At 74.7% G+C, this 24,307-nt stretch carries 30 protein-coding genes and 1 tRNA gene; 13 read left to right on the top strand and 18 right to left on the bottom strand.

What is annotated here, in order from left to right; genetic code table 11:
- Positions 1-22 precede the first annotated feature (22 nt).
- Both ACI79T_RS06970 and ACI79T_RS06975 read left to right on the top strand, forming a co-directional pair.
- On the top strand, positions 23-664 hold the full coding sequence (locus ACI79T_RS06970) for a biliverdin-producing heme oxygenase (protein ID WP_456609323.1): 642 nt from the start codon (positions 23-25) through the stop codon (positions 662-664).
- Positions 661-3,018, top strand: a complete 2,358-nt coding sequence (locus tag ACI79T_RS06975; RefSeq protein ID WP_456609324.1) for a SpoIIE family protein phosphatase — start codon at positions 661-663, stop codon at positions 3,016-3,018. Before ACI79T_RS06970 ends, ACI79T_RS06975 begins: the two co-directional genes overlap by 4 nt.
- Before the next feature lie 40 nt (positions 3,019-3,058).
- Here ACI79T_RS06975 and ACI79T_RS06980 read toward each other — a convergent pair whose 3' ends face one another.
- The 3 genes from ACI79T_RS06980 to idi form a co-directional block, all read right to left on the bottom strand.
- Positions 3,059-3,334, bottom strand: coding sequence for a hypothetical protein (locus ACI79T_RS06980; protein WP_456609325.1), 276 nt, complete (start codon positions 3,332-3,334; stop codon positions 3,059-3,061).
- 20 nt (positions 3,335-3,354) lie between these two features.
- Positions 3,355-4,128: an SDR family NAD(P)-dependent oxidoreductase gene (locus tag ACI79T_RS06985; protein ID WP_456609326.1), complete on the bottom strand. Its 774-nt coding sequence runs from the start codon at positions 4,126-4,128 to the stop codon at positions 3,355-3,357.
- 101 nt (positions 4,129-4,229) lie between these two features.
- Positions 4,230-4,769, bottom strand: coding sequence for an isopentenyl-diphosphate Delta-isomerase (gene idi / locus ACI79T_RS06990; protein ID WP_456609327.1), 540 nt, complete (start codon positions 4,767-4,769; stop codon positions 4,230-4,232).
- A gap of 74 nt (positions 4,770-4,843) precedes the next feature.
- Between idi and ACI79T_RS06995 the strand changes: the two genes are divergently transcribed.
- From ACI79T_RS06995 to ACI79T_RS07005, 3 genes are read left to right on the top strand one after another with little or no spacing between them, the layout of a single operon-like run.
- Complete coding sequence (locus ACI79T_RS06995) at positions 4,844-5,671, top strand: alpha/beta fold hydrolase (RefSeq protein ID WP_456609328.1); 828 nt, start codon at positions 4,844-4,846, stop codon at positions 5,669-5,671.
- A 26-nt stretch (positions 5,672-5,697) separates the two neighbouring features.
- Positions 5,698-7,059, top strand: a complete 1,362-nt coding sequence (locus ACI79T_RS07000; RefSeq protein ID WP_456609329.1) for an MFS transporter — start codon at positions 5,698-5,700, stop codon at positions 7,057-7,059.
- A gap of 49 nt (positions 7,060-7,108) precedes the next feature.
- Positions 7,109-8,227, top strand: coding sequence for an NAD-dependent epimerase/dehydratase family protein (locus tag ACI79T_RS07005; RefSeq protein WP_456609330.1), 1,119 nt, complete (start codon positions 7,109-7,111; stop codon positions 8,225-8,227).
- 800 nt (positions 8,228-9,027) lie between these two features.
- Here the strand turns inward: ACI79T_RS07005 and ACI79T_RS07010 are convergent.
- From ACI79T_RS07010 to ACI79T_RS07020, 3 genes are all read right to left on the bottom strand, one after another.
- A complete protein-coding gene (locus ACI79T_RS07010; RefSeq protein WP_456609331.1) occupies positions 9,028-9,711 on the bottom strand; it encodes a PaaI family thioesterase in 684 nt (227 codons plus the stop codon).
- Positions 9,704-10,858, bottom strand: coding sequence for an acyl-CoA dehydrogenase family protein (locus ACI79T_RS07015; RefSeq protein ID WP_456609332.1), 1,155 nt, complete (start codon positions 10,856-10,858; stop codon positions 9,704-9,706). The genes ACI79T_RS07010 and ACI79T_RS07015 overlap by 8 nt, the downstream gene beginning before the upstream one ends.
- Before the next feature lie 136 nt (positions 10,859-10,994).
- Positions 10,995-11,849: an aldo/keto reductase gene (locus ACI79T_RS07020; RefSeq protein WP_456609333.1), complete on the bottom strand. Its 855-nt coding sequence runs from the start codon at positions 11,847-11,849 to the stop codon at positions 10,995-10,997.
- A gap of 57 nt (positions 11,850-11,906) precedes the next feature.
- On the opposite strand from ACI79T_RS07020, the gene ACI79T_RS07025 reads away from it, so the two are divergent.
- Complete coding sequence (locus ACI79T_RS07025) at positions 11,907-12,512, top strand: histidine phosphatase family protein (protein WP_456609334.1); 606 nt, start codon at positions 11,907-11,909, stop codon at positions 12,510-12,512.
- Positions 12,513-12,556: 44 nt separating this feature from the next.
- Here the strand turns inward: ACI79T_RS07025 and ACI79T_RS07030 are convergent, their stop codons facing one another.
- On the bottom strand, positions 12,557-13,654 hold the full coding sequence (locus tag ACI79T_RS07030; RefSeq protein ID WP_456609335.1) for an EAL domain-containing protein: 1,098 nt from the start codon (positions 13,652-13,654) through the stop codon (positions 12,557-12,559).
- Between the two features lie 126 nt (positions 13,655-13,780).
- Between ACI79T_RS07030 and ACI79T_RS07035 the strand changes: the two genes are divergently transcribed.
- Complete coding sequence (locus ACI79T_RS07035) at positions 13,781-14,395, top strand: TetR/AcrR family transcriptional regulator (protein ID WP_456609336.1); 615 nt, start codon at positions 13,781-13,783, stop codon at positions 14,393-14,395.
- A gap of 7 nt (positions 14,396-14,402) precedes the next feature.
- Here ACI79T_RS07035 and ACI79T_RS07040 read toward each other — a convergent pair whose 3' ends face one another.
- Positions 14,403-14,891, bottom strand: coding sequence for a DUF427 domain-containing protein (locus ACI79T_RS07040; protein ID WP_456609337.1), 489 nt, complete (start codon positions 14,889-14,891; stop codon positions 14,403-14,405).
- A 4-nt stretch (positions 14,892-14,895) separates the two neighbouring features.
- The gene (locus ACI79T_RS07045; RefSeq protein ID WP_456609338.1) at positions 14,896-15,192 is read right to left on the bottom strand and encodes a DUF3618 domain-containing protein; all 297 of its coding nucleotides are present in this window, start codon (positions 15,190-15,192) and stop codon (positions 14,896-14,898) included.
- A gap of 89 nt (positions 15,193-15,281) precedes the next feature.
- On the opposite strand from ACI79T_RS07045, the gene ACI79T_RS07050 reads away from it, so the two are divergent.
- A tRNA-Leu gene (locus tag ACI79T_RS07050) sits at positions 15,282-15,362 on the top strand.
- Positions 15,363-15,474: 112 nt separating this feature from the next.
- Here the strand turns inward: ACI79T_RS07050 and ACI79T_RS07055 are convergent.
- Positions 15,475-15,951 carry a DUF5946 family protein gene (locus ACI79T_RS07055; protein WP_456609339.1) on the bottom strand — a complete coding sequence of 159 codons (477 nt, stop codon included), beginning with the start codon at positions 15,949-15,951 and terminating at the stop codon, positions 15,475-15,477.
- Positions 15,952-16,157: 206 nt separating this feature from the next.
- Positions 16,158-16,565, bottom strand: coding sequence for a VOC family protein (locus ACI79T_RS07060; RefSeq protein WP_456609340.1), 408 nt, complete (start codon positions 16,563-16,565; stop codon positions 16,158-16,160).
- A gap of 123 nt (positions 16,566-16,688) precedes the next feature.
- Between ACI79T_RS07060 and ACI79T_RS07065 the strand changes: the two genes are divergently transcribed.
- On the top strand, positions 16,689-17,207 hold the full coding sequence (locus ACI79T_RS07065; RefSeq protein ID WP_456609341.1) for a hypothetical protein: 519 nt from the start codon (positions 16,689-16,691) through the stop codon (positions 17,205-17,207).
- A gap of 14 nt (positions 17,208-17,221) precedes the next feature.
- Here the strand turns inward: ACI79T_RS07065 and ACI79T_RS07070 are convergent, their stop codons facing one another.
- The gene (locus ACI79T_RS07070) at positions 17,222-17,839 is read right to left on the bottom strand and encodes a LysE/ArgO family amino acid transporter (RefSeq protein ID WP_456609342.1); all 618 of its coding nucleotides are present in this window, start codon (positions 17,837-17,839) and stop codon (positions 17,222-17,224) included.
- 71 nt (positions 17,840-17,910) lie between these two features.
- Here ACI79T_RS07070 and ACI79T_RS07075 point away from each other — a divergent pair, with 71 nt between their 5' ends.
- Positions 17,911-18,810, top strand: coding sequence for a LysR family transcriptional regulator ArgP (locus tag ACI79T_RS07075; RefSeq protein WP_456609343.1), 900 nt, complete (start codon positions 17,911-17,913; stop codon positions 18,808-18,810).
- Between the two features lie 15 nt (positions 18,811-18,825).
- On the opposite strand, the gene ACI79T_RS07080 is transcribed toward ACI79T_RS07075, so the two are convergent.
- The 4 genes from ACI79T_RS07080 to ACI79T_RS07095 form a co-directional block, all read right to left on the bottom strand.
- Positions 18,826-19,560: a hypothetical protein gene (locus ACI79T_RS07080; protein ID WP_456609344.1), complete on the bottom strand. Its 735-nt coding sequence runs from the start codon at positions 19,558-19,560 to the stop codon at positions 18,826-18,828.
- The gene (locus ACI79T_RS07085; protein WP_456609345.1) at positions 19,557-20,126 is read right to left on the bottom strand and encodes an RNA polymerase sigma factor; all 570 of its coding nucleotides are present in this window, start codon (positions 20,124-20,126) and stop codon (positions 19,557-19,559) included. Before ACI79T_RS07085 ends, ACI79T_RS07080 begins: the two co-directional genes overlap by 4 nt.
- 51 nt (positions 20,127-20,177) lie before the next feature.
- Positions 20,178-21,098, bottom strand: coding sequence for a DUF6910 family protein (locus tag ACI79T_RS07090; protein ID WP_456609346.1), 921 nt, complete (start codon positions 21,096-21,098; stop codon positions 20,178-20,180).
- Positions 21,099-21,165: 67 nt separating this feature from the next.
- Positions 21,166-21,540 (bottom strand): hypothetical protein, encoded by a 375-nt coding sequence (locus ACI79T_RS07095; protein WP_456609347.1) that lies wholly within the window; start codon positions 21,538-21,540, stop codon positions 21,166-21,168.
- A gap of 31 nt (positions 21,541-21,571) precedes the next feature.
- Here ACI79T_RS07095 and ACI79T_RS07100 point away from each other — a divergent pair, with 31 nt between their 5' ends.
- Complete coding sequence (locus ACI79T_RS07100; protein WP_456609348.1) at positions 21,572-21,898, top strand: hypothetical protein; 327 nt, start codon at positions 21,572-21,574, stop codon at positions 21,896-21,898.
- A gap of 9 nt (positions 21,899-21,907) precedes the next feature.
- Here the strand turns inward: ACI79T_RS07100 and rdgB are convergent, their stop codons facing one another.
- Together rdgB and rph are read right to left on the bottom strand one after the other, a co-directional pair.
- Positions 21,908-22,519, bottom strand: coding sequence for an RdgB/HAM1 family non-canonical purine NTP pyrophosphatase (rdgB, locus tag ACI79T_RS07105; protein WP_456609349.1), 612 nt, complete (start codon positions 22,517-22,519; stop codon positions 21,908-21,910).
- Positions 22,516-23,238 carry a ribonuclease PH gene (gene rph / locus ACI79T_RS07110; protein ID WP_456609350.1) on the bottom strand — a complete coding sequence of 241 codons (723 nt, stop codon included), beginning with the start codon at positions 23,236-23,238 and terminating at the stop codon, positions 22,516-22,518. Before rph ends, rdgB begins: the two co-directional genes overlap by 4 nt.
- 121 nt (positions 23,239-23,359) lie before the next feature.
- On the opposite strand from rph, the gene ACI79T_RS07115 reads away from it, so the two are divergent.
- Both ACI79T_RS07115 and bcp read left to right on the top strand, forming a co-directional pair.
- Positions 23,360-23,764: a YjbQ family protein gene (locus tag ACI79T_RS07115; RefSeq protein WP_456609351.1), complete on the top strand. Its 405-nt coding sequence runs from the start codon at positions 23,360-23,362 to the stop codon at positions 23,762-23,764.
- A gap of 51 nt (positions 23,765-23,815) precedes the next feature.
- A complete protein-coding gene (bcp, locus tag ACI79T_RS07120) occupies positions 23,816-24,304 on the top strand; it encodes a thioredoxin-dependent thiol peroxidase (RefSeq protein WP_456609352.1) in 489 nt (162 codons plus the stop codon).
- Positions 24,305-24,307: the final 3 nt, after the last annotated feature.

A 24,307-nucleotide genomic window follows, 5' to 3' on the forward strand; every position in this document is an offset into this window, starting at 1 on the left:
CCGGTCACCTACGCTCGTGCGGATGGCTGCGGGAGATACGGCTGCGCACCAGGACCACCACCGCAGCGGGGACGACGACGTGCTGCGCGTGCTGCGCACCGGGACCGCCGAGGAGCACCAGCACCTCGAGGACACCCTCGACCTGATGGACCCGGAGCTCGGCCGGGACCGGCTCGCCCTGGTCCTCGGGCTGATGCACGGCTTCTGGACGGCGGCCGAGGCCGGGCTGGACGAGTGGGCGGCCCGCCGTCCGGCCGACGCGCTGACCGTCGACTGGGCCCGCCGTCGCCGGTCCGGGCTGTTCGCCGCGGACCTCGCCGCGCTGGACGCCCCCGTGCCGGCCGCGGCGCCCGCGCTGCCCGCCGTCGCCGGCACCGACGAGGCGCTGGGCCGGCTGTACGTCCTGGAGGGGTCCACCCTCGGCGGGACGTTCATCGACCGGCACCTGGCGGGGATGCCCGGCCTGGCCGGCGTGCGCATCCGCGCGTTCTCGCCGTACGGCCCGGAGACCGGCGCCATGTGGGCGGCCTACCGGCGGGTCACCCGCGACCACGTGGCGGCCGGCGGCGACGTCGAGCGCATCCTCTCCGCCGCCCAGGAGACGTTCCGGGCGCTCGCCGCGTGGTGCCGCCCCGCCGGACGCATCCAGGGGGTTCCCGCGTGACCGACGTCGACCGCGGCATCGAGTTCCTGGCACCGGGGGCTCCGGTCGACCTCTCCAACTGCGAGCGCGAGCCCATCCACATCCCGGGCAGCATCCAGCCGAGCGGCGTGCTCATCGCGGTCAGCGACCCCGACTGGCTGGTCCAGCAGGTGTCGGCCAACCTCGCCGAGATCACCGGCGTGCCGTGGGAGCAGGCCCTGGGCCGCCCCCTGTCGGACGTCCTGGGCGTTCCGGCGGCCGATGCGGTGATCCGCTCGGCGAGCGCCTTCGGCGACCTGCGGGAGCGGAACCCGGTCGAGATCGCGCTGACCGTCGACGGCGCGCCCGTACCGGTCGACGCCCTGCTGCACCGGGCGTTGATCCGCCCCGGGACCCCGGCGCACGGCGAGCCGGTCGCGGATCGGGGCACCGAGCCGGCGCTCACCAACCTGGTCGTGGAGCTGGAGCCCGCGTTCGGCCCCCGGCCGTTCTCGTTCCCGAACACCTACCAGGCGGTGCGCGGCACGATCGCAGCGCTGGACCGGGCCGCCAGCCTCCAGGAGCTCTACGACATCACCGCCCGGGCGGTGCGCACCCTCACCGGCTTCGACCGGGTGATGGTCTACCGCTACGACGCCGACTACAACGGTGAGGTCGTGGCGGAGGCGAAGGCCGCGGGCCTGAACTCGTTCCTCGGGCTGCACTACCCGGCCTCGGACATCCCCGCCCAGGCGCGGGCGCTGTATGAGAAGAACTGGATCCGGCTCATCTCCGACGTGGACTACGCGCCGGTCCCGCTGCAGCCGGTGGACCACCCGGTCAGCGGCCGGCCCCCGGACCTCACCTACTCCGCCCTGCGCAGCGTCTCGCCGATCCACGTCGAGTACCTGCACAACATGGGCGTCCGGGCATCGATGTCCATCTCGCTGCTGCGCGGGGACAAGCTGTGGGGGCTCATCGCCTGCCACCACTACAGCGGGCCGCACGCCCCGCCGTACGCCACGCGGGCCGCGGCGGAGTTCCTGGGCTCGACGCTGTCGGTGCGGCTGATCGACCGCGCGCAGGAGGACGAGTTCGACCGGGCGCTGCGCGCACGGTCGACGCTGGCCTGGCTGACCGGCGCGGCCATGGACGAGGACCGACCGCTCACCGACACGGTGCTGGGGTCCCCGAACCTGCTCGACCTGCTCGATGCCGACGGCGTGGCGGTGAACCTGCAGGGCAACCGGGGCACCGCCGGTGCGGAGCTCCCCCCGGGCACGGCCGACCGCATCGCCGACTGGGCCGCCGGCCGGGGGCTGGACGTCGTCGCCACCGACGCGCTGGCGGCCGAGCCGGGCGACACCGGGGCGACGGAGCAGGCCACCGGTGCGCTGGTGCTCCCGCTGCCGGAGGGGCAGTACGTCCTGTGGTTCCGCGGCGAGGCGGTGCGGCACGTCGACTGGGGCGGCGACCCGAACAACAAGGCGATCGCCGAGCGCGAGGGCGACGAGGTCCGGCTCAGCCCGCGCAAGTCCTTCGAGCGGTGGCGGGAGACCGTGCGCGGCCGGTCGGAGCCCTGGACGACGCCGGAGCTCGGTGAGGCCGCGGAGCTGCGCACGCACCTCCTGGAGGCCCTGTACGCGCGCTCGCGCAGCCTGGTCCGGGCCGCCGAGACGCTGCAGCGCAGCCTGCTGTCCGACCCGCCCGAGCCGGCCCACCTCGACGTCGCGGTGCGGTACGTGCCCGCGGGACGCGAGGCCCAGGTCGGCGGCGACTGGTACGACGTGTTCCAGCAGCCGGACGGCTCCACCGTGCTCGTCATCGGCGACGTGGTGGGGCACGACACGGAGGCCGCGGCCACCATGTCGCAGCTGCGTGGCCTGCTGCGCGGCATCGCCTACGACGACTCCTCCGGCCCCGCCGAGGTGCTGTCCCGGCTGGATGCCGCCATCGAGGGCCTCGACCTCGGCGCCATGGCCACCGTGCTCGTCGGCCGGCTCGACCCGCCGGGTGACCAGTCGACGGGCGTCGTGCTGCGCTGGGCCAACGCCGGGCACCTGCCCCCGCTGGTCGTCGCGCCGAACTGCGCCCAGCAGCTGCTCGTGCCCGAGCGCGCCGGCCTCCTGCTCGGCGTGGACCCCACCCGGACGCGCAGCGAGCAGACGGCGGTCATCCAGCCCGGCTCGACCCTGCTCCTCTACACCGACGGCCTGGTCGAGCGCCGGGACCAGGTCTTCGACGACGGCATCGAGCTGCTGGGCCAGGCGCTGGCCGAGCTGTGCCACCTGCCGGTCGCCACGATGAGCGACCGGCTGATCGACCGCCTGCTCCCCGAGGGGGCGGAGGACGACGTCGCGCTGGTCGCCGTCCGCCTGCGCCCCCGGGACAGCTGACCCGCTCGCGTGCCCCGGAGAGCTGGCCCCGGACGCCCGGTCAGTCGGTCCCGGGTGCGGTGAACCGGGGCGTCAGCCCGTCGTCGGGGGCCCCACCCTCGGCCGGGAGCGGCGCCTCGTCCTCGGCCGCCCGCACGAAGGCGGCCGTCTCCTCCGGCGACCCCGGTCCGGCCGCCCGCCCGTCGCGCTCGAGCGCGGCGAGCAGCCGCTCCTCGTCCGGAGCCAGGTCCCCCGGGCCGAGGTGGCCGCCGGGCTCGCCGGCGTCGGAACCCGAGGCCATCGCGGTGTCCGGGGTGGGGTCGTCCGGGGCGTTCACGCGGCTGTTCCTCATGTCGGTCAGCGGGGGAAGTTGGGTTCGAGCCGGGGCACGATCTGCATCTCCGGGATGAACGCGGCCGGGTGCAGCAGCAGCAGGGTGCGGATCGCCTCGGCGACCGCCGACGGCGGCATCATCAGGTGCCCCGGGATCCCCCACTGCTCCATCATCGGGGTGTCCATGGCGGCGGGGATGACGCTCTGCACGCGGCAGGGGAACGGCCGTTCGCTGCCGTCGGGGAGCGTGATCGCCTTCTCGCGCAGCTCCCGCTGGATGCACTTGGTCGCGTTGAGGAACCCGGCCTTGGAGCCGTTGTAGGCGATCGCCCCGCTGCCGGAGGTGATGGCCGAGAGCGAGACGACGTGCACCACGTCGGCGGTGCGCCCCTCGGGCAGGTGCTGCACCCGCTTCATGAACTCGCTGGTGAGGAAGATCGGGCCCTCGCAGTTGACCGCCTGCACCCGCTGGTAGTCGGCGAGGTCGATGTCGGTGATGTAGCCCGGGCGGTCGATGCCCGCCACGTTCACCAGGACGTCGAAGGCGTCGCCGTGCCGGTCGAACAGGTCCGCGACGACGGCCCGCCGGCTCTCGTCCTGCGTGACGTCCAGGCCGAGCACCTCGCCCGAGCCGCCCGCGGCGCTGACCCGGGAGAGGGTCTCCTCGCTCCCCGCGGCGTCGATGTCGGCGATCACCACGTGCGCACCGGACTCGGCCAGCGCCAGGGCGGTCGCCCGCCCGAGGCCGCTCGCCCCTCCGGTCACCAGTGCGATCCGGCCCTTCAGCGACGTCTCCATGCAGCCCTCCGTCGTGCGTGCGTGTCCGTCCCGACAGCCTCGCCGAAGATCGTCGGGGCCGCAGGTCGGGCGGACCGACCGCGAGGCGCCGCCGGGGACGGTCAGACGCGGTGCAGCCCGGCCTGCTCGATCAGCCGGGCCTGCTCCCGGCACCACGGCGACCAGGCGTCGCCCTCGGTCTCCTGGCGACGGCGGAACGCGGCCCAGTCGAGCAGCTCCCACTCCCCCACCTCGCTGGGCTCCGGCGCCGGCTCACCGGCGAACCGGCCGACGTAGACCGGGCAGACCTCGTTCTCCACGACACCGCGGAACTCCGCCCGGTACCGGTAGCCGGGCAGCGCCGGGCGCACGTCGGTCACCTGCAGGCCGAGCTCGAAGCCGGCCCGCCGCGCGATCGCCGCGCCGTCGTCCTCCCCCGGGCCCGGGTGCCCGCACACCGTGTTGGTCCACATCCCGGGGAACGTCGCCTTGTCCTCGGCCCGGCGGGTGACCAGCAGCCGGCCCCCGTCGTCGAACAGGTAGGCGGAGAAGGCGCGGTGCAGCGGCGTCTCGCCGTGGTGCACCTGCGGCTTGGGAAGGGTGCCGATCTCCCGCCCGTCGTCGTCGACCAGCACGATGAGCTCGACAGGAGGCGCAGTCACGGCACCATGGTCCCCGATCGACGCATGCACCGCCTCCCTGTGTGCGCGGAGACCGGGCGGGGAAGAGCCGTCGGATGGACAGCTTCCGCCGGAACGGCCTGACCTTCGACGTGCGGGACGCCGGACCGGGCGACGGGGAGCCCGTCGTCCTGCTGCACGGCTTCCCGCAGGACTCGACCGCCTGGGACCGGGTGGCGCCCGCGCTGCACCAGCACGGCCTGCGCACCCTGGCCCCCGACCAGCGCGGGTACTCGCCCATGGCGCGGCCGCGCGGGCGGTCGCACTACCGGCTGCGCGAGACGGCGGACGACGTCCTGGCCCTGCTCGACGCCGCCGGGCTGGAGTCCGCGCACGTGGTGGGCCACGACTGGGGCGGCATCGTCGGCTGGGCCCTGGGCGCCTGGTACCCCGACCGCGTGCGCACCCTGACCGCGCTCTCCGTGCCGCACCCGGGCGCGATGGCCCGCGCCGTGGTGACCAGTGACCAGGGGCTGCGCTCCTACTACGTGGGGCTGTTCCAGGTGCCCGTCGTGCCCGAGCAGCTGCTGCTCGCCGGCGACGGCGCGGCGCTGCGCCGGATGCTCGCGCACGGCGGGCTCCCCGAGGACGCCGTCGACCGCTACGTCCGGCGGATGCGCGAGCCGGGTGCGCTGACCGCGGCGATCAACTGGTACCGCGCCCTGCCGTGGAGCGGACGCGACCCGGTCGGGAAGGTGCGCGTACCCACGCTGCACGTCTGGAGCACCGGGGACGCCTTCCTCGGCCGCGCGGCCACGGAGGACACCGCCCGCTTCGTCGACGCGCCCTACCGGCTGGAGGTCCTCGACGACGTGACGCACTGGATCCCCGAGCTCGCCGCCGAGCGCACCGCCGAGCTGATCACGGCCCACGTCCGCGGCTGACCCCGGGCATTGCCAGACTGCACGCCATGACGGAGCCGACGTCCCCGCTGACTCGCACCCAGCGCCTCGACCGGCTGCCCTTCACCAACCAGCACGGGCGGCTGGTCGTCGGCTCCGGCATGGGCTGGGCCCTCGACGCGATGGACGTCGGCCTCATCTCGTTCGTGATGACGGCGCTGATCGCCCAGTGGGACCTCTCGGACACCCAGGCGTCCTGGATCGGCTCCATCGGCTTCGTCGGCATGGCCATCGGCGCCACGCTCGGCGGACTGCTGGCCGACCGCTTCGGCCGGCGCCAGGTGTTCGCGCTGACCCTGCTGGTTTTCGGGGTGGCCACGGGGGCGGCCGCACTGTCCTGGTCGGTCGGGGCGCTGCTGGTCTTCCGGTTCCTCATCGGCCTGGGCCTGGGCGCCGAGCTGCCGGTCGCCTCCACCCTGGTCAGCGAGTTCGCCCCGGCGCGGGTGCGCGGCCGGGTGGTCGTGCTGCTCGAGGCGTTCTGGGCGGTCGGCTGGACGCTGGCCGCCCTGATCGGCTACTTCGTCGTCCCCCGCGGCGACGACGGCTGGCGGTGGGCCCTGGCCATCGGCGCCCTGCCCGCGCTCTACGCCGTCGTCGTCCGCCGGGGGCTGCCGGAGTCGGTGCGCTTCCTGGAGCTCAAGGGCCGCACCGAGGAGGCCGAGGCCGCGGTGCGCCGCTTCGAGCGGGCCGCCGGGGTCGCGCCGGTCGCGTCCCCCGCGGCCGAGCCGCCGAGCGCCCCACCCGGGCCCGGTGCCCTGTGGGCGGCCGGGGCGCGGACCCGCACGGCGGCGCTGTGGGTCGTCTGGTTCAGCATCAACTTCTCGTACTACGGCGCCTTCATCTGGCTGCCGACGCTGCTGTTCAACGAGGGGTTCTCGCTGGTCAGGTCGTTCGAGTACACCCTCTACATCACCCTCGCCCAGCTCCCCGGTTACGCGGTGGCTGCCTTCCTCATCGAGAAGTGGGGCCGGCGCCCCACGCTGGCTGCGTTCCTGACCGGCTCGGCCGTCGGGGCCGGCCTGTTCGCCACCGCCGACGGCGACACGGCGCTGCTGGTCACCGGCATGGTCCTGTCGTTCTTCAACCTGGGCGCGTGGGGTGCCCTCTACGCGATCACGCCGGAGGTCTACCCGACCGCGCTGCGGGCGACCGGCGCCGGTGCCGCCGCCGGCTTCGGCCGGCTGGCCTCGATCGCCGCGCCGCTGTGCGTGCCCCCGCTGATCGCCGCGGGCGGCACCGGCCTGGTCTTCGGCACCTTCGCCGCCTTCTTCCTGCTGGCCGCGCTCGCCTCCTGGGGGCTGCCCGAGCTCAGCGGCCGTTCCCTCGAGGCGGACCAGGACCGGGCGACGTCGGCGGCGTCGCGCCGGTAGCCCCCCACCCTCCCCGGTTGGCGCGGGGACGGTCGGGTAGCGGCAGGGCATGGCCAACCTCTCCCCCGGTCACCTCGCCGGCCGCACCGTCGCCGTCACCGGTGCCAGCGGCAACGTCGGCACCGCGCTCCTGCGCCGGCTCACCCGCCCCGAGGCCGGGCTGGCCGAGGTGCGCGGGCTGGCCCGGCGGCGGCCACCGGCGATCGCGCCGTACGACGGTGTCCGGTGGCACCTCGCCGACCTCGGCGAGGCTGCCTCCGAGGCCGAGCTCGCCGAGTTCCTGGACGGCGTCGACGCCGTCGTCCACCTGGCCTGGGCGCTGCAGCCGGGGCGCCAGCCCGACCGGCTGCGCCAGGTGAACGTCGAGGGCACCCGGCGGGTGGCCCGCGCGGCCGCCGCGGCCGGGGTCGACCAGTTCGTGCACATGAGCTCCATCGGCGCCTACGCCGGCGGCGCGCGCGGGCAGCGGGTCACCGAGGACTGGCCGACCACCGGCATCCCGACCGCGCAGTACAGCCGGGACAAGTCCGCATCCGAGCGGGTGGTGCGCGAGGTGTTCGGCCGCCACCGGGACACGGTGCTCACCGTCGTCCGCCCCACCCTGGTGCTGCAGCCGGAGGCCGGCAGCGAGATCGGCCGCTACTTCCTGGGGCCGCTGCTGTTCGGCGCCGCGCGCATGCTGCCCGGCGCGGTCGCCCGGCTGCTGCCGCTGCCGCTACCCGCGCTGGCGATCGCCTTCGTGCACGCCGACGACGTCGCCGACGCCATCGAGCGGATGCTCGACCGCCGGGCGCCCGGACCGTTCAACCTCGCCGCCGAACCCCTGATGGACGCCGCCGCCCTGGCCGGGGCCCTCGGCAGCGTGCGGGTGCCCACCCCGGCGGCCGTGCTGCGCGCCGGGCTGTCCGCCGCCTTCCACGCGCACCTGGTGCCCACCGAGCCGGGCTGGCTGGACATCGGCACCCAGGTCCCGGCGCTGAACACCGCACGGGCGCGCAAGCTGCTGGACTGGGGGCCGTTCCACACCGGGGACGACGTGCTGCGCCAGTTCGTCGCCGCCCTCGGCGACGGGGTCGGGGCGCCCGGCGCACTGCTCCGCCCGGCTGGCGGGCCCGCGCTCGACCCGGGCGGCGACCCGGCCAACGCACCGGGTCCGCGGGCGAACTGACCGATCAGCCCGGCGCGTTGCCCAGCAGCGTCCGGGTCATCGCGTTGCGGGTGTCCAGCAGCTCGTCGAGCGCCGCGCCCAGGTCGTCCGCCGACACCGCGAGCCGGTCGCCGTCCGGGGTGCGGGACGCCGCCGGCAGCGCCGACCGCCGCAGCGGCTCCGCAGAGGTTCGACGCGGTCACCCCCTCGGACCGGGCGATCACGTCGTCCAGCCGCACCCCGCAGGAGCACCGCGGTCCGGTTCCCGTCGGGCTCGGTGACCAGGTACACCGCGCACCGCTGGCAGGCACGGACCTCGCCGTCGGGGCCGCTGGCCAGGTTGACTGGCCGGGTTGCCCGGGCGCGGGCCGTGGTGGTGGACCTCCCCCTCGGCGCCCAAGAGGTCGCCAGCCCGAACACGGTGTGCTGGAAGCCGGCCACCCCGACCAGCTCGTGCACCCGCCCGGGCGCCCCCAGCCAGGCGTCGAGCCCCGCCTGCACGTTGACGTGCTCGTACCCGGGCCAGGTCTCCTCCACCATGTCGAGCCCGTCGGCGTCCTCGCCCAGGTGGCCGGCGAGGACGCGGGACAGCTGCGGCCGCTCGCCCGCCCGCGCGGCGCCGACCAGTGCCCGCATGCCGCGGCGGGCCAGCCGGCCCACGTCGGCCAGCTCCGGGCGCAGTTCGTCAGCGGACCGGCCGGACGGATGGCGCGGTGCGCGGCCGGTACGAGCCGCCGTACGTGACGTGCGTGCGCACGGGACCTCCTGGTTCGGGCGGAGCCCCGCACGCTGGCGGGTACCGGGTGGTTCCCGAACCGGTTTCAGGCCCGGCTGGTCCAGGCGCCGACGTCGCGCCCGGTGGGGGCGAAGACGTCGGCGGCCCGGTCCGGACGCAGCGCCACGAACAGCCCCTCCGCCTCGGCCAGCGTCGTCGCCGGGTCGTCGGCGGCGACCAGCCGCGCGGTCGCGGTGGTCCGTCGGCCCTCGGTGGCACCCAACTCCGCCGTCACCACCAGCGGCACGCCCAGCCGGACCGGGCGTCGGTAGGTGACCGTCAGCGTGGCGGTCAGCCCGCCGCGGCCGGCCGCCCGGATCGCGCGGGCCAGGACGTGGTCGAGCATCGTGGCCACCACTCCCCCGTGCACCAGCCCGGGTGGCCCCTCGTGGGACTTGCCGAGGGTGACCCGGCCGGTCGCCCGCCCGTCCGGGGTGCTGGACGCCTCCATCGGCGGGGCGACCGGGTTGCCCGGCCCGTAGACCGGGCTGTACCAGCGCTCGCCCGTCGCCGGGTCGTCCACGGAGGCGATGTCGTGCAGGCCGCGTCCGTCGGCCCGCAGCCGCCCGGCCAGTTCCCGGGCCGCCAACGCGACGTCGGCCAGCTCGGTCATCGACACCTCGGTGCGCACCGCGGCGTCGACGAGCTCGCGCAGCGCCGACCCGAGGTCACCGACGGCCTCGCGCCGGACGTCGCGCTCCGCGGTGGTGAGCTCCGGCCGCTCAGCCACGCGCCATGCCGGCCTCGCGCAGCAGCGCGCCGCCGACGATGACCCGCTGCACCTCGCTGGTGCCCTCGTACAGGCGGAAGAGGCGGGCATCGCGGTAGAAGCGCTCGACCGGCGTCGTCCGCAGGTAGCCCATGCCGCCGTGCACCTGCACCGCCTTGTCGACGGCGCGGCCGACCATCTCGGTGCAGAACAGCTTGGCCGACGACGGGCCGACGGAGGTGTCCTCGCCGGAGTCGTAGCCGGCGGCGACGTCACGCACCATGCTGCGGCCGGCGAGCAGCTCGGCGTGCATGTCGGCGAGCATCGCCTGCACCAGCTGGAAGCGTCCGATCGGCGCCCCACCCTGCTGGGCGGTGGCGGCGTAGGCGACCGACTCGTCGAGCACGCGCTGGGCCATGCCGACGCAGAGCGCGGCGATGTGCAGGCGGCCGCGGGACAGGACGGTCAGGGCCTTGGCGTAGCCGCGGCCCTCCTCGCCGATGAGCGCGTCGGCGGGCACCCGCACGTCGTCGAAGTACACCTCGCTGGTCCAGGCACCGGCCTGGCCCATCTTCTTGTCCTTCGGGCCGACGGTGACCCCCGGCGTCGTCGTCTCGACGACGAAGCTGGAGATGCCGCGGCCGCCCTTCTGCGCCGGGTCGGTCCGGGCGAACACGACGAACAGGTCGGCGATCGGTGCGTTGGTGATGTAGCGCTTGCTGCCGTTGATGACCCAGTCGTCGCCGTCGCGGCGGGCGCTGGTGCGCAGCCCGGCCGGATCGGAGCCGGCCTCGGCCTCGGTGAGGGCGAAGGAGCCGATCAGTTCACCGGCGGACAGGCCGGGCAGGTACTTATTCTTCTGCTCGTCGCTGCCGAACCGGGCGATCACCTGCCCGGAGATGCCGTTGTTGGTGCCGAACAGCGAGCGGAACGCCGGCGTCGTGTAGCCGAACTCGAACGCCAGCTCGACGTCCTCGCTCATGGTGACGCCCAGGCCGCCGTGCTCCTCGGGCAGCGCGTAGCCGAACAGGCCCATCTCGGCGGCCTGCGCGCGCAGGTCGTCGGGGATGCGGTCCTCGTCCTCGATCTGCTCCTCGCGGGGCACGACCGATTCACGGATCAGCTGACGAACGGCGTTCTTGACCTGGCGGAAGTCCTCGGCGTCCACGGGGCCATGGTGACGCCTGCCTCAGCGAAGTGTCGCGCCGGGGTCCAGACCTCCCCGCCGACCGGCATAGGAGGCTCTACCTACGTCCCGGAGCTGCTGGACGTAGGTAAAGCCTCCTATGCCTTGCGAGGCGGGGTCAGGCCAGCGCGTCGAGGCGGGTCATGTCCTCGTCGGAGAGCGTCAGCCCCGCGGCGCCGAGGTTCTCGGTGAGGTGCTCGACGGACTTGGTGCCCGGGATCGGCAGGATGACCGGCGACTTCTGCAACAGCCAGGCCAGGGCCACCTGCGACGGCGTGGCGTCCAGCTCGCGGGCGATGTCGGCGACCGGGCTGTCCGGCGCGGCGAGGTCACCGGTGGCGATCGGGAACCACGGGATGAACGCGATGCCCTCGGCCGCGGCGTAGTCGAGCACGTCCTGGCTCTGCCGGTTGGTCAGGTTGTAGAGGTTCTGCACGCTGACCACGTCGACGATCTCGCGGGCGGCCTTCAGCTCCTCGACCGACACCTCGGAGACACCGATGTGCCGCACCTTGCCCTGGTCCTGCAGCTCCTTGAAGGCGCCGAGCTGGTCGGCCAGCGGCACCTGCGGGTCGATGCGGTGCAGCTGGATGAGGTCGATGCGCTCGACCTTCAGGTTCCGCAGCGACAGCTCGACCTGCTGGGTGAGGTACTCGGGCCGGCCGCACGGCGGCCACACGCCCGGGCCGGTACGGGTCAGCCCCGCCTTGGTGGCGATCACCAGGCCGTCGGGGTACGGGAAGGCGGCCTCGGCGATGATCTGCTCGCTGACCTGCGGGCCGTAGGAGTCGGCGGTGTCGATGAAGTCGACGCCCTGCTCGATCGCCGCCCGCACGACGGCGAGGGCGCCGGGACGGTCGGCCGGCTCGCCCCAGACCCCGGGTCCGGTGATCTGCATGGCGCCGTAGCCGAGCCGGTGGACGGGCAGGTCGCCGCCGATGGAGAAGGTGTCGGTGCTCTGCGCGGTGGTCATGTCTCCGCCAGCACGCCGCGGCGCGCCGCTGTTCCCGACACCGTGTTCGATGGGCCCATGGGCGAGATCATGGGTGGCCGGGTGGGCGAGATCATCGTGCTGCGGCACGGGCAGACGGAGTGGAGCCGGACCGGCCAGCACACGGGGACCACCGACCTCCCGCTGCTGGCCGAGGGCGAGGAGCAGGCCCGCGCGCTGAGTGCGGTCCTCGGCGGGCGGCCGTTCGCCGACGTCCGGGTCAGCCCCCTGCTGCGGGCGCGGCGCACGGCCGACCTCGCCGGGCTGACGGCCACCGCCGTCGACCCGGACCTGGTGGAGCTCGACTACGGCGGCTACGAGGGACGCACCACGGCCGAGATCAGCGAGGAGCTGGGCCGGGAGTGGTCTATCTGGCGGGACGGCACGGCCACCGCGGCGGTGCCCGGGGAGACGCTGGACGACGTCGGGCGGCGGGTGGACCGGGTGCTCGACCGCGCCCGCGCCCGGCTCGCCGACGGCGACGTCGCCCTGATCGCGCACGGGCACGTGCTGCGGGTGCTCACCGCGCGGTGGCTGGGGCTGGCCCCCGAGGCCGGTGCGCTGTTCGCGCTCCCCGCCGGGCGCTACGGCGTCCTCGGCCACGAGCACGGCCGCCCGGTCCTCACCGGCTGGGCCCTCGGCTGATCCCGGGCGGCGACCTGTGCACGTGTCGCCGCCCGGAGCACCCGCTAGACCGGCTGCCAGCGGCTCTCGGACTCCTCCACCGGCGCATCGGGCCGAACGGGCCGGCCGAACAGCCAGCCCTGGCCCATGTCGGCGCCGAGCGCGGTGACCTCCTCGGCCAGCTGCTCGGTCTCGATCCCCTCCGCGACGACGACGGCGCCGAGCTGGTGGGCCAGGTCGGTGACCGCCTTGAGCACGGTGCGGGCACCGTCGTCGGGCAGCTCCTGCACCAGCCCCTTGTCCAGCTTCACCACGTCGGGGCGGACGGCGGCCAGCAGCGACAGGCTCGACCAGCCGGCGCCGACGTCGTCCAGCGCCACCCGCCAGCCCAGCGAGCGGTAGTGCTCGAGCACCGAGACCAGGTGCCCGCGGTCGGCGATCGCGTGCGACTCCACCACCTCGAAGATCAGCTGGTGCGGGTCGATGCCCGTCTCGTGGGCGACCCGCTCGGTGCTGGCCAGGCACACCTGCGGCCGGTAGATCGAGGTCGGGTTGAAGTTGATGAACAGGTCGTCGTCGCCCAGCCACGGCACCGAGCCGGCGATGGCCGCCTCGCGGCCGATCCGGTCGAGGCGGTGCAGCCAGCCCGCGGACTCGGCCACGAAGAACAGGTCGCCGCCACCTACCTCGCGGCCGTCGACGAGCCCGCGCAGGAGCGCCTCGTGGGCGACGACGGAGCGGTCGGCCAGGGACACGATCGGCTGGTAGACCGACCAGAACTCGGCCTCGGCGAGGACGCCGACCTCGACGGTGACCCCGCGGCGGGCCAGCTCGACGGCGAGCGTCGGCGCGGTGAGCAGGCGAGCGATGAACGCGGTGTCGTCGGCCGGCGGGTCGGTGGCCACCCGGACCGCCTCCGTCTCGGCCGCCGTCAGCTCGCGGGCCAGCCGCTGGAACAGCCGCTCGAGCCCCGGGCCGCCGCCGTCGTCGACGACGTCGACCAGCTGGGGCGCGGAGTGAACGGTCAGGCCGAGGGCCTTGGCGGTGCGGGCGACGTGCGGCAGCACGTGGCCGATCGAGGTCGCCAGCAGCGCCCGGCTCGCCCGCCCGGGCACCTCCCAGTTCTGGCGGCATCCGCAGACCCCACCGCAGATGGTTCCCACGAGCACCAGGGTGACCTACCGGCGGTGACGCACGGGACAGGCGCGCGGCGGTATCGGAACCCACTTCCGGGGGTACTGACAGAAGGCTCTCAGCTTCTTCACAACTTGACTGTCTAAGGTTTGCCCATGGCCGCTCTCCCCACCGCCGACGTCGCCCGTCCCAGCCGCGGCGGCCGTCCGCGCGACCCCAGCCGGGACGGCGTCATCCGTGCCGCGATCCTCCGACTGCTGGCCGATGTGGGCTACGGCGCGCTCACCATGGACGCGGTCGCGGCCGAGGCGGGGGTCGGCAAGGCGACGATCTACCGGCGCTGGCGCACCAAGCAGGACCTGGTCGTCGACACCATCTCCGACCTCAACCGCGACGAGGCGCACAGCCCCGACACCGGCTCCCTCGAGGGTGACCTGCGGGAGATCATGCACGTGCTCGTCGGGGTGGTGAACGGCCCGACCGGCGCGGCCACGCTGTCGCTGCTGTCCACCGTGCCGCGCCACCCGGCGCTGGCCGAGGCCTTCAAGAACGGCCCGCTGGCGGTGTGGCAGCAATCGTTCGAGCAGGTGTGGACCAACGCCGAGGCGCGCGGTGAGGTGCGCCCGGGGTTCCGCAACTCGGTGGCCGCCGAGTCGATCAGCGCGCTGCTGGTGCAGCGCTGGCTGCTCACCGGTGAGCCCGTGGACGTCGCCTACGCCGACGAGGTGCTCGACACCGTCGTGCTGCCGCTGGTGCGCAACCAGGCCTGAGGCCCGCTCACCAGCCGAGCGTGCCCGACGCGCCCTTCACCGGGCCGGCCACCTCATCGGTGATCCAGCCGCCGTAGAAGCCGCCGGGCTGGGGCCGCGCCTGCTCGCCGTCGACCAGCGCCCGGTCCACCTTCCCCGGGTAGAAGGCGACGGCCGACCGCAGGTGCTCGTACCCCGGCGCCGGGTCCTCGTAGGACCAGGCCACCCCGGGGATGCGGCGGCCGTCGACGACGACGTCCCAGTAGGTCGCCGCGCCCTTCCACTCGCACACCGAGCTGCCGGCGGCCCGGACGAGGACATCGTGGGCGACGTCCTCGCGCGGGACGTAGTACACCGGCGGGTGGCTGGTCTCGCAGACCCGCACGGCCCGCCGGGTGTCGGCGAGCACGCGCCCGCCGAGCTCGACGACGACGTGCCGGCCGGTCACCTGCGCCGAGGGCGGGCGGGGGTAGTCCCAGACCGACTCCTGGCCGGGGCCGACCGGGTCGCGGCGCACCGGATCAGTCGTTGCGGTGCCGGACCTTCCGGACCACGACCGCGTTGGGGCGCCGGACCTTCTGGACCTCGACCTGGTTGCGGTGCCGGACCTTCTGGACCACGACCAGCGTGACCAGCAGCCCGACGGCGCCCATCGTGGCCTGGCCCGCCGGGGTCTGCAGGAACCGCTGCACGGCGTCCTTCCCCTGCGCCTTGAGGCGCGTGGGGCTGCTCCGGTAGGCGATCTGGTCCAGGGTGGCGGCCAGCGACTCGCGGGCCGCATCGATCTCGAGCTGGATCTGTCGTGGGTCGCGGGGCACGGCGACAGCCTGCCAGACGCGGCGCAGGTCAGCGCGCTCACGGTCGTCCGGGGCACCCGACCGGGGGTGCTCCTACACTCCGGAGCCACGCGGGAGTGGTGTAACGGCAGCCACGCCAGACTTAGGATCTGGTGCCTTCGGGCGTGGGGGTTCGAGTCCCCCCTCCCGCACGACAGCGAATCCCCGAGCCGAGAGCTGAACGACTCGCCGGGGCTGCGGATCACAGCGGCAGGCTCTACCGGAGAACTGCCGTACCTGGTCGATCAGAATGGACGGCGGAGTTCACGTGTCGGGGCGACCGGCCGTTACGGCGTATGTCTCGGCGACGGAACGGGCCCATGCGTGGACCCGTTCCTCGTGGCCTGCGGCCGGAAAGGTGCCGTTGACCGCGACGTCGTGAAGGGTCGTCGTGAACCGCCTTCCATCGTTCGGTCGTTCGACCACGACCTCCGGCGCGCTCTTCGGACTCCGCCGCGCCGAGCTGCGGTGGGAGTTGTCGCGCCGGGCCCGCTTCGACGCCCCGGCCAGCCGAGGCGCCCCTCCGCGGAGATAGTCGTGGAGCAACTCGAGACCGAAGGCCTGCTGCGAGGGGGACGCCTGCGGGTCCGATGGGTGCTGGAGGAAGAACGCCGCGACCACCACGCCGTGCAGAGGCCCCCATGGCGGCTGTCGCGAGTGATCCATGGCGAGCAGGTCGAGGAACAACTCGGAGCAGGTCGCGGAGCTGATATCGGCACCGCAGTCCCCGCACTCGGCCACGGTGGCGAGGGTACGGCCCTCCGCCGGAGGTTCCGATGGGAGAACGTCGAGTCGATGCGGTCGTCGGGCGGAGATGCCCGAACTCCGATTGCGCCGGAATGGCTCTCTGCGCCGTCAGTGAGTGAAGCGAGGTGCTCGCGTCCGGTCCGGCGCAGCAACTCGCAGCGCGGCGCGGACAGCGGCATCGAGGTCGGACCCCCGACCGGTCAGCCGCTGTCCGGTCCGCTCGTCGCGGCGACCTCCGCATCGCTGCGCAGGATGCAGAACTCGTTGCCCTCGGGGTCGCCGAGGACCACCCAGCCGGTGCCGTCGGGGTTCCGGCGGTCGTCGACGGCCACCGCCCCGAGCGTGAGGAGGCGGGCGAGCTCGTCGTCGCGCGAGCCCTCGCGCGGGCGCAGGTCGAGGTGCACCCGGTTCTTCCCCCGCTTCGACTCGGGCACCTGGATGAAGAGCAGCCGGTGGTGCCCGTCGCGCGACGTGATGAGGCCCTCCCTGTGGCCGGGCTCGTTCGGGTCGCCCGGGTCGTCGACGTAGTCGAGCACCGCTCGCCACCAGCACGACAGCGCGTACGCATCGGCGCAGTCGACGCTGGTGTGCGAGACGTAGGACGTCATCGCCGGATCGTCGCACGGTGCTGTCCCGCAACTGGCCGAACCGACGTCCGGGCCGACGGACCACGGCACCCGACCGGGTGAAGACGGGAGCGGTTCGAGCCGCTCACCTCGCAGGATGCCGGTGTGAACGAGTGGATGCTGCGCGCGCCCTGGTGGAAGCTCGCCGTCCTGATGGGGGTCGTCCTGGCGCCCTCCGCCGTGCTGCTCTTCGGGCTGACCGGCGACCGCAGCTGGACGACCGCCGTCCTGATGGGGGTCGGCGTGACGCTGATCTGCGCGCCGGTGCTCGGCTTCATGACGGCGACCACGATCGAGGACGCGATGGCGGGCGCCGGGGACGTGCCCGAGCACGAGCGCACCCTGGTCGAGCGGGCCGCCCGCCGGGGCCCCGTGCCGGAGCACGCCGGTCAGCGGGAGGCCGCGCTGCGCCTCGTCGAGGACCGGCTGCTCGGGGTCCGCGCCACGCGGACCCGCGCGCTCACATCCGGCGCCGTCCTGCTGGCCGTCGCCGTCTGGCTCGCCGTGGTGGCGTCGCCCTGGTGGTGGATCGCCGTCGCCGCGTGCGCCGCACTGGTCGCCGTCACGCTGGCGATCCCTGCGCGACTGACCCGGCGGGCCGAGCTCCTCCGCGCGGGCGACTGAGCCCGGCACGGACGTCAGAAGGCGCTCACGAGCAGTCCGAGGCCCAGCCCGGCCATGACGACGGCGATGGCGGCGTCGAGGACCCGCCAGGCCGCCGGGCGGGCGAACAGCGGCCGGAGCAGCCGCGCGCCGTAGCCGAGCGCGCTGAACCACAGCAGGCTGCCGACGACGGCGCCCGCGGCGAACCACCACCGGCCGGCGCCGTGGCTGTCGGCCACCGAGCCCAGCAGGAGCACGGTGTCCAGGTACACGTGCGGGTTGAGCCAGGTCAGCGCCACGCAGGTCACCACGGTCGCGAGCAGCCCGTTCCGCGTACCGCCGGCGTCGACGGCGATCGAGGACGGGCGCAGCGCCCGGCGAGCCGCGAGGGCGGCGTAGCCGAGCAGGAAGGCGGCCCCGCCCAACCGGATGGCGGTGATCGCGTCGGGCACGCGCTCGCTGAGCCACGAGGTGCCGGCCACCCCGGCGAGGATGAGGACCGCGTCCGACACCGCGCACACCGCCACGACCACGGTCACGTGCTCGACGCGCAGCCCCTGCCGCAGGACGAAGGCGTTCTGCGCGCCGATGGCCACGATCAGCGACAGTCCCATGCCCAGTCCGGCCAGCCCGGCCAGCAGTCCCGTCGTCACGTGTCGCCACGCTAGGAGCGACGCAACCGACAGTCCATCTCAGCTTTCTTCGGCCGGGTTAGCGTTGCTTCATGGACGTGGACCTGGGGCAGCTCCGGACACTGGTCGCGGTGATCGACGAGGGCTCGCTCGAGGCGGCCGCACGCCTGCTGCACGTCACCCCGTCCGCGGTCTCCCAGCGCCTGCGCGCCCTGGAGGTGGCCACCGGCCGGGTCCTGGTGCAGCGCGGGCGGCCGGCCACCGTCACCGCCGCCGGCGAGCCGGTGCTGCGACTGGCCCGCCAGGTGGGGCTGCTGGTCGACGACACCAGCCGGCACCTGGACGACGTCTCCCCCGACCGGCCGCCCATCGTGCCGATCGCGGTCAACGCGGACTCCCTGGCCACCTGGGCCCTGCCGGCGCTGGCCCCGCTGGCCGGCGAGCTCCGCTTCGACCTGCACAGCTCCGACCAGACGCACACCAGCGCACTGCTGCGGGCGGGCACCGTGATGGGTGCGGTCACCTCCGACGCCGAGCCGGTCGCCGGCTGCCGGGTGACGTCCCTGGGCCGGATGCGCTACCTGCCGTGCGCCGCGCCGGGGTTCGTCGACCGCTGGTTCCCCGACGGCCCCGACGCCGCGGCCCTGCAGCGGGCGCCCGTCGTGGTGTTCGACCGCCGCGACGACCTCCAGCACGCCTACCTGCGCCGGCACCTCGCGGCAGCCGACCCGCCGCTCCACTACGTCCCCTCCTCGGCGGACTTCCGCACCGCTGTCGCGCTCGGCTTCGGCTGGGGCCTGCTGCCCGAGCTCCAGCTGGCGGACGACCGCACCGCGGTCCCGGACCGGAACGACGGCGAGGTCGTCCCGTTCGACCCGGCCGGCGCCGTCGACGTCCTCCTGTACTGGCAGCAGTGGCGGCTGGAGTCCGGCCCGCTCGACCGTGTCGCCCGCGCCCTGGTCGACGCCGCGCACGCCCGGCTGCGCCGCTGAGCCCGACCGGCCCGGTCACCGCAGCCGCAGCACCTCCACCTCCCCCACCACGGTTCCGTCGGCGGCGTAGCCGGTGAGCACCGGCTCCCCCTCGGACCCGGTGGGGAACCAGCCGTAGAAGCCGCCGTCCACGAGCAGGGTGGGGTAGACCACGCCGTCCGGGAGCCGCAGCTCGGCCCGGACCGCGTTGCCGGCAGCCACCCAGTACACGTGCGTGTCCTCGCTCGCGTTGACGCCCTGGTTGGTGCCGAAGGCCTCGACCGGCGATCCGGGCCTGCACGCACCGCCACCGTCCTCGAAGACCGACGGGACCGGACCGGACAGGCTGCCGGCCGTCTCGAACAGCGGCGCGAGGCAGACCACGCCATTCGGCCCGCCGGTCATCCGGACGACGGTGAACACCAGCCCGTCGGGACCGGGCGCGCTGCCCACCCGTTCGGCCGTGGCCAGGTCGACGCCGCTGTCCTCGGCCCAGAAGGCGAAGGTGTCGACGAAGTCCTGCGGCAGGACGCCGGCGGCTCCGGCCACCCCCAGCCCACCGGCGAGCACGGCCGCGCCGGCCAGCCCACCCAGCAGGAGCCGGCGGATCGGCGACGGCGAGCGGGCCGGCGCCGGGGCCTCCGGGGAGCCGCGCTCCAGCAGCACCCGCTCGAGGGTCGCGTCGCGCGCCGCGGGGGCCCAGAGCTCGCCGACGCTGGTGCGCGGTCGCAGGGCGGACAGGGTGGTCACGGGATCGCGGTCGGGGCTCATGCGTGGCTCTCCGAGGGAGTCGTCGGGCGGAGGGACGAGGCGGCCGCGGCGCGGTCGCCGGCGGCGGACTGCAGGCGGCGGCGGGCACGGAACAGGCGGACGGAGAAGGCGGAGGTCGAGCAGCCGGCGACCCGCGCGGCCTGCGCCGCGGTCAGCCCGTCCCAGGCGACCAGCAGCAGCGCTTCCCGCTCCACGGCGGTCAGCGTGGTGAGAGCGGCGAGCACCGCCGCGCGCTCGACCGCCGGCACCTCGGCCGACGGCGCCGGCTCGGCGACCCGCTGGAGGCGTTCGAGCTCCCCCTGCAGCACCGCCCGGCGGTAGCCGGAGCGCCGCTGGTTGGCGAGGGTGTTGCGGGCCACGACGAGAAGCCAGGGCATCGCGTCCCCGGGCACGTCACCCAGCCGTCGCCAGGCGACCAGGAACGTCTCGGCCACGACCTCCTGCGCGGTGTCGCGGTCGACGTGCCGGAGCGCGTAGGCCATGACCCGCGAGGAGTACTGCTCCCACAGGGCGGTGAACCGGGACGCCTCGGGCCCGGCCCGCTCCCCGGGCGGTTCTGGTCTCATACCTGGAGATGTCCGGTCACCCCGCGATCCTTACGCGGGCGCCCCGCGGGATCAGCCGAGCTCCACCCGCAGGTCCAGCGCGGCCGACGGCGCGGCCGGGTCGTCGTCGTCCACCACCGCGAGCAGGCGGACGACGCCGTCGCCGACGTCCCGCAGGGCGAGGCCCTCCACCTTGTGCACGTGCCCGCCGACCTCCGGGATCGGGGCGACCGCCACCACGGCGTCCCCGTCGACCAGGGCCAGCGCGGTGGCCACCACCGGCCCGTCGTCCACGGCGTTCGGGGTGTCCTCGGCGGCGGCGCTGAGCAGCACCCGGCCGTCGGGCAGCGCGACCGCGTCGGTGACCGCCAGGCCCACGCCTTCGACCTCCCCGAGCTCGTACTCCTGCGGCCGGTCCACCGGCACCTCGGCCGCTTCTCCCCGGCCGAGGACGGCGCCGACCAGCGCCGCCAGGGGGACGTCCACGCTGGCCGAGCGGACGCCGGCCCGCAGGTTGCCGCGGTTGAACCACCGGACCACGTCCCCCGAGCGGCTCGCGCCCTCCAGGTTGACCGCGTCCATCGGCAGGCCCAGCCGTTCGGCCACCCGCTCGTACAAGGGGGTCAGGTCGGCGGACCGGACGACCGGCTCCCCCGCCTCCAGCCGCACGCGCACCCCCCGCATGCGCCGCGGCGAGGAGCCCGACCCGAGCAGCAGCGCGGCCGGTTCGCCGTCCACCTCCGCCGGGCAGGCCACCTCGAGGTCCGGCTTGAGGTGCTTGGTGCCCTCGGCCTCCCGGAACACGTCCAGGCCCTCCACCGGCGGCAGCACGCGCAGCCGCACGACGCCGTCCGGCCGCCACCACGCGGCAGTGGTGGCGTCGTCCTGCACCACCACCCAGCCGTTCCCGAGCGGCCCCACCCCGGAGGCGGCGGTGACCGGCGTCCCGTCGTCGAAGCGCAGCGCCCGGGTGTCGTCCACGAAGACCCGCATCACCGCTGTGTGCCCCCGGCGACCGCGGCCCACGCGCTCCGGAGCTGTCAGGCGGGTTCCGGCGGGATCAGGTCCAGAGGACGGCGATGACGACGTTGACGATGGCCAGCGCACCGGTGGCGTGGAAGAACGGCAGCGGCGACTTCGGGTCGGCCCGGCCGGCGTCCGCGGCCTGCTGCTTGCGTGCGGCCAGGAACACCGTGACCACGGCCAGGACCGTGACGACGAGCTTGACGCCGATCTTGACGTGGTCGACCGGCAGGTCGCCGGCCTCCCGCAAGCCCACCAGCGCCAGACCGGTGACCAGCTGGGTGAGCGCGCCGACCCGCATGAGCCACGTGTCGAAGTGCGCCTTCCGGCTCACCTGGAACAGGAACGGGCCGATGATCAGCGACAGGCCGAGGATGTGGGCGACGACCAGCAGCAGGCGCACGAACTCCATGGCCGGCAGGCTAACGAGCAGCCGGCCGGGCATGACGGCACAGCCCGGCGACCGGGCGTTCACCCACCCGGGTGGCGTCGGGTCCCGGGCCCTCGGGTCGCTGGCCGGGCACGCCGATCAGGAGCCCATGACCTCCAGCGCCACCCCCACCGCGACCTGGCTGCCCGCCGCCATGGTGCGCGCCGCCGTCGTGCACTCCCCCGCCGCCGCGCCCGCCCGTGGCCGGCACCGCGCCCCGGAGTTCGAGCCCGCGGTCCAGGTAGCCGACGAGGAGCAGCCGACCCGGCGCGGACGGCACGCCGAGCCGGAGGAGGAGGACTCACTCGCCTGGCTGGGCTTCAGGCTGCGCCGCGACTGAGCAGGGCCGTCAGCGGGCGCCCAGCACCTCGGCGAGGACGGGGACCAGCGCGGCGAACGCCTGCCCCCGGTGGCTGCGGGCGTCCTTCTCCGCGGGCGTGAGCTCCGCGGAGGTCTGCGCCAGGCCGTCCGGGACGAACACGGGGTCGTAGCCGAAGCCGTTGCTGCCGCGCTTCTCGCGGACGACCGCGCCCCGCCACTCCCGTTCGAGCACGTGCTCCGTGCCGTCCGGGGTGACCAGCGCCGCGGCGCACACGAACGCCGCACCCCGCCGCTCGTCCGGGACGTCGGCCAGCTGCCCCAGCAGGAGCGCGGTGTTGGCGTCGTCGTCGCCGTGCCGGCCCGACCAGCGCGCGGACAGCACCCCGGGCATCCCGTTCAGCGCATCGACGGCGAGGCCCGAGTCGTCGGCCACCGCGGGCAGGCCGGTGTACCGGACCGCCTCCCGCGCCTTCAGCAGCGCGTTCTCCGCGAACGTCGCACCCGTCTCCGGCGCCTCGGGGTACTCCTCGACGTCGCGCAGCCCCATGACCTCCACCCCCGGCACCGCGCTCTCCAGCAGCCGCTGGAGCTCGGCGAGCTTGCCGGCGTTGCGGGTGGCGAGCAGCAGCCGGGTGCTCACCGGGCCAGCGCCTCGGTCTGGATCCGGGCGAGCTCGGCGCAGCCGGCCACGGCGAGGTCGAGCAGCGCGTCGAGGGTCGGCCGGTCGAAGACCGCGCCCTCGGCGGTGCCCTGCACCTCGACGAAGTTCCCGTCGCCGGTGCAGACCACGTTCATGTCGGTGCCGGCGCGCACGTCCTCCTCGTAGGGCAGGTCCAGCCGCGGCTCGCCGTCGATGACGCCCACGCTCACCGCGGCGACCGACTGGACGATCGCCTTCGGGCGGGCCAGCTTCTTGCGCTCGCCGAGCCACGAGACGGCGTCGGCCAGCGCCACGTAGGCACCGGTGATCGCCGCCGTCCGCGTGCCGCCGTCGGCCTGCAGGACGTCGCAGTCGATCGCGATGCTGTTCTCCCCCAGCGCACCGAGGTCGACGGCGGCGCGCAGCGAGCGGCCGATCAACCGGCTGATCTCGTGCGTGCGGCCGCCGATCTTGCCGCGCACCGACTCGCGGTCGCTGCGGGTGTGCGTGGCGCGCGGCAGCATCGAGTACTCGGCGGTGACCCAGCCCAGGCCCGAGCCCTTGCGCCAGCGCGGCACGCCCTCGGTGACGCTGGCGGCGCAGAGCACCCGGGTGCGCCCGAACTCCACGAGCACCGAGCCCTCGGCGTGGTCGAGCCAGTTGCGGGTGATGGTCACCGGACGGAGCTGGTCGGCCGCACGGCCGTCGGGGCGGGTCACGGCCACCGAGGGTAGTGCGCACCGGCCGCCACCCCTCCGCCTGCCCGGGCAGTGGCCGGGCAGGGCCGTCCCGCTCCTCCCCACCGCATGCCGGACCGGCGGAGCGGGCAGGATCGCCGTCATGAGATCGGAGCTGCGTGCCGTCCGGACCGGGGGCGCCCCCGTCGTCGTCGACCTGACCGACGAGTGCGCCGAGTTCGTGCGGTCGGAGGCCGACGGCCTGCTGCACGTCTTCGTGCCGCACGCCACCGCCGGCCTGGCGATCCTGGAGACCGGCTCGGGCAGCGACGACGACCTGCTGGCCCAGCTCGACGAGCTGCTGCCCCGGGACGACCGCTGGCGGCACCGGCACGGCAGCCCGGGGCACGGCCGCGACCACGTGCTCCCCGCCTTCGTGCCGCCGCACGCCAGCGTCCCGGTGCTCGAGGGCCGGCTGATGCTGGGCACCTGGCAGCGGATCTGCCTGGTGGACACCAACACCGACAACCACCAGCGGCAGGTGCGCTTCTCGTTCCTGGCCGGCTGAGGCGCGCGCCCCCTTGCAGGCGGAGGGCCGGGACACGGCAGGATGCGCGGCATGACCGAGACCGACGCCACCCCCGTCCGCCTGACCGCCGGCGACCCGGCGCCGGAGTTCACCCTGCCCGACGCCGACGGCAACCCCGTGTCGCTGGCGTCGTACCGCGGCCGGCGCGTGATCGTCTACTGCTACCCGGCCGCGCTGACGCCCGGCTGCACCACCCAGGCGATCGACTTCACCGCCGCCGCCGGCGACCTCGCCGAGGCGGGGCTCGACATCATCGGCGTCTCCCCCGACCCGGTGGAGAAGCTGGCCCGGTTCCGGGAGAAGGAGGAGCTGCGCATCACGCTGGTCTCCGACCCGGACAAGCAGGTCATGCAGGCCTACGGGGCATACGGCACGAAGAAGCTGTACGGCAAGGAGGTCGTCGGGGTGATCCGGTCGACCTTCGTCATCGACGCCGAGGGCCGGATCGAGCGCGCCTCCTACAACGTGAAGGCGACCGGGCACGTCGCCAAGCTCCGCCGCGACCTCGGGCTGGACTGATCG

The organism is Blastococcus sp. SYSU DS0619, from assembly GCF_054051035.1.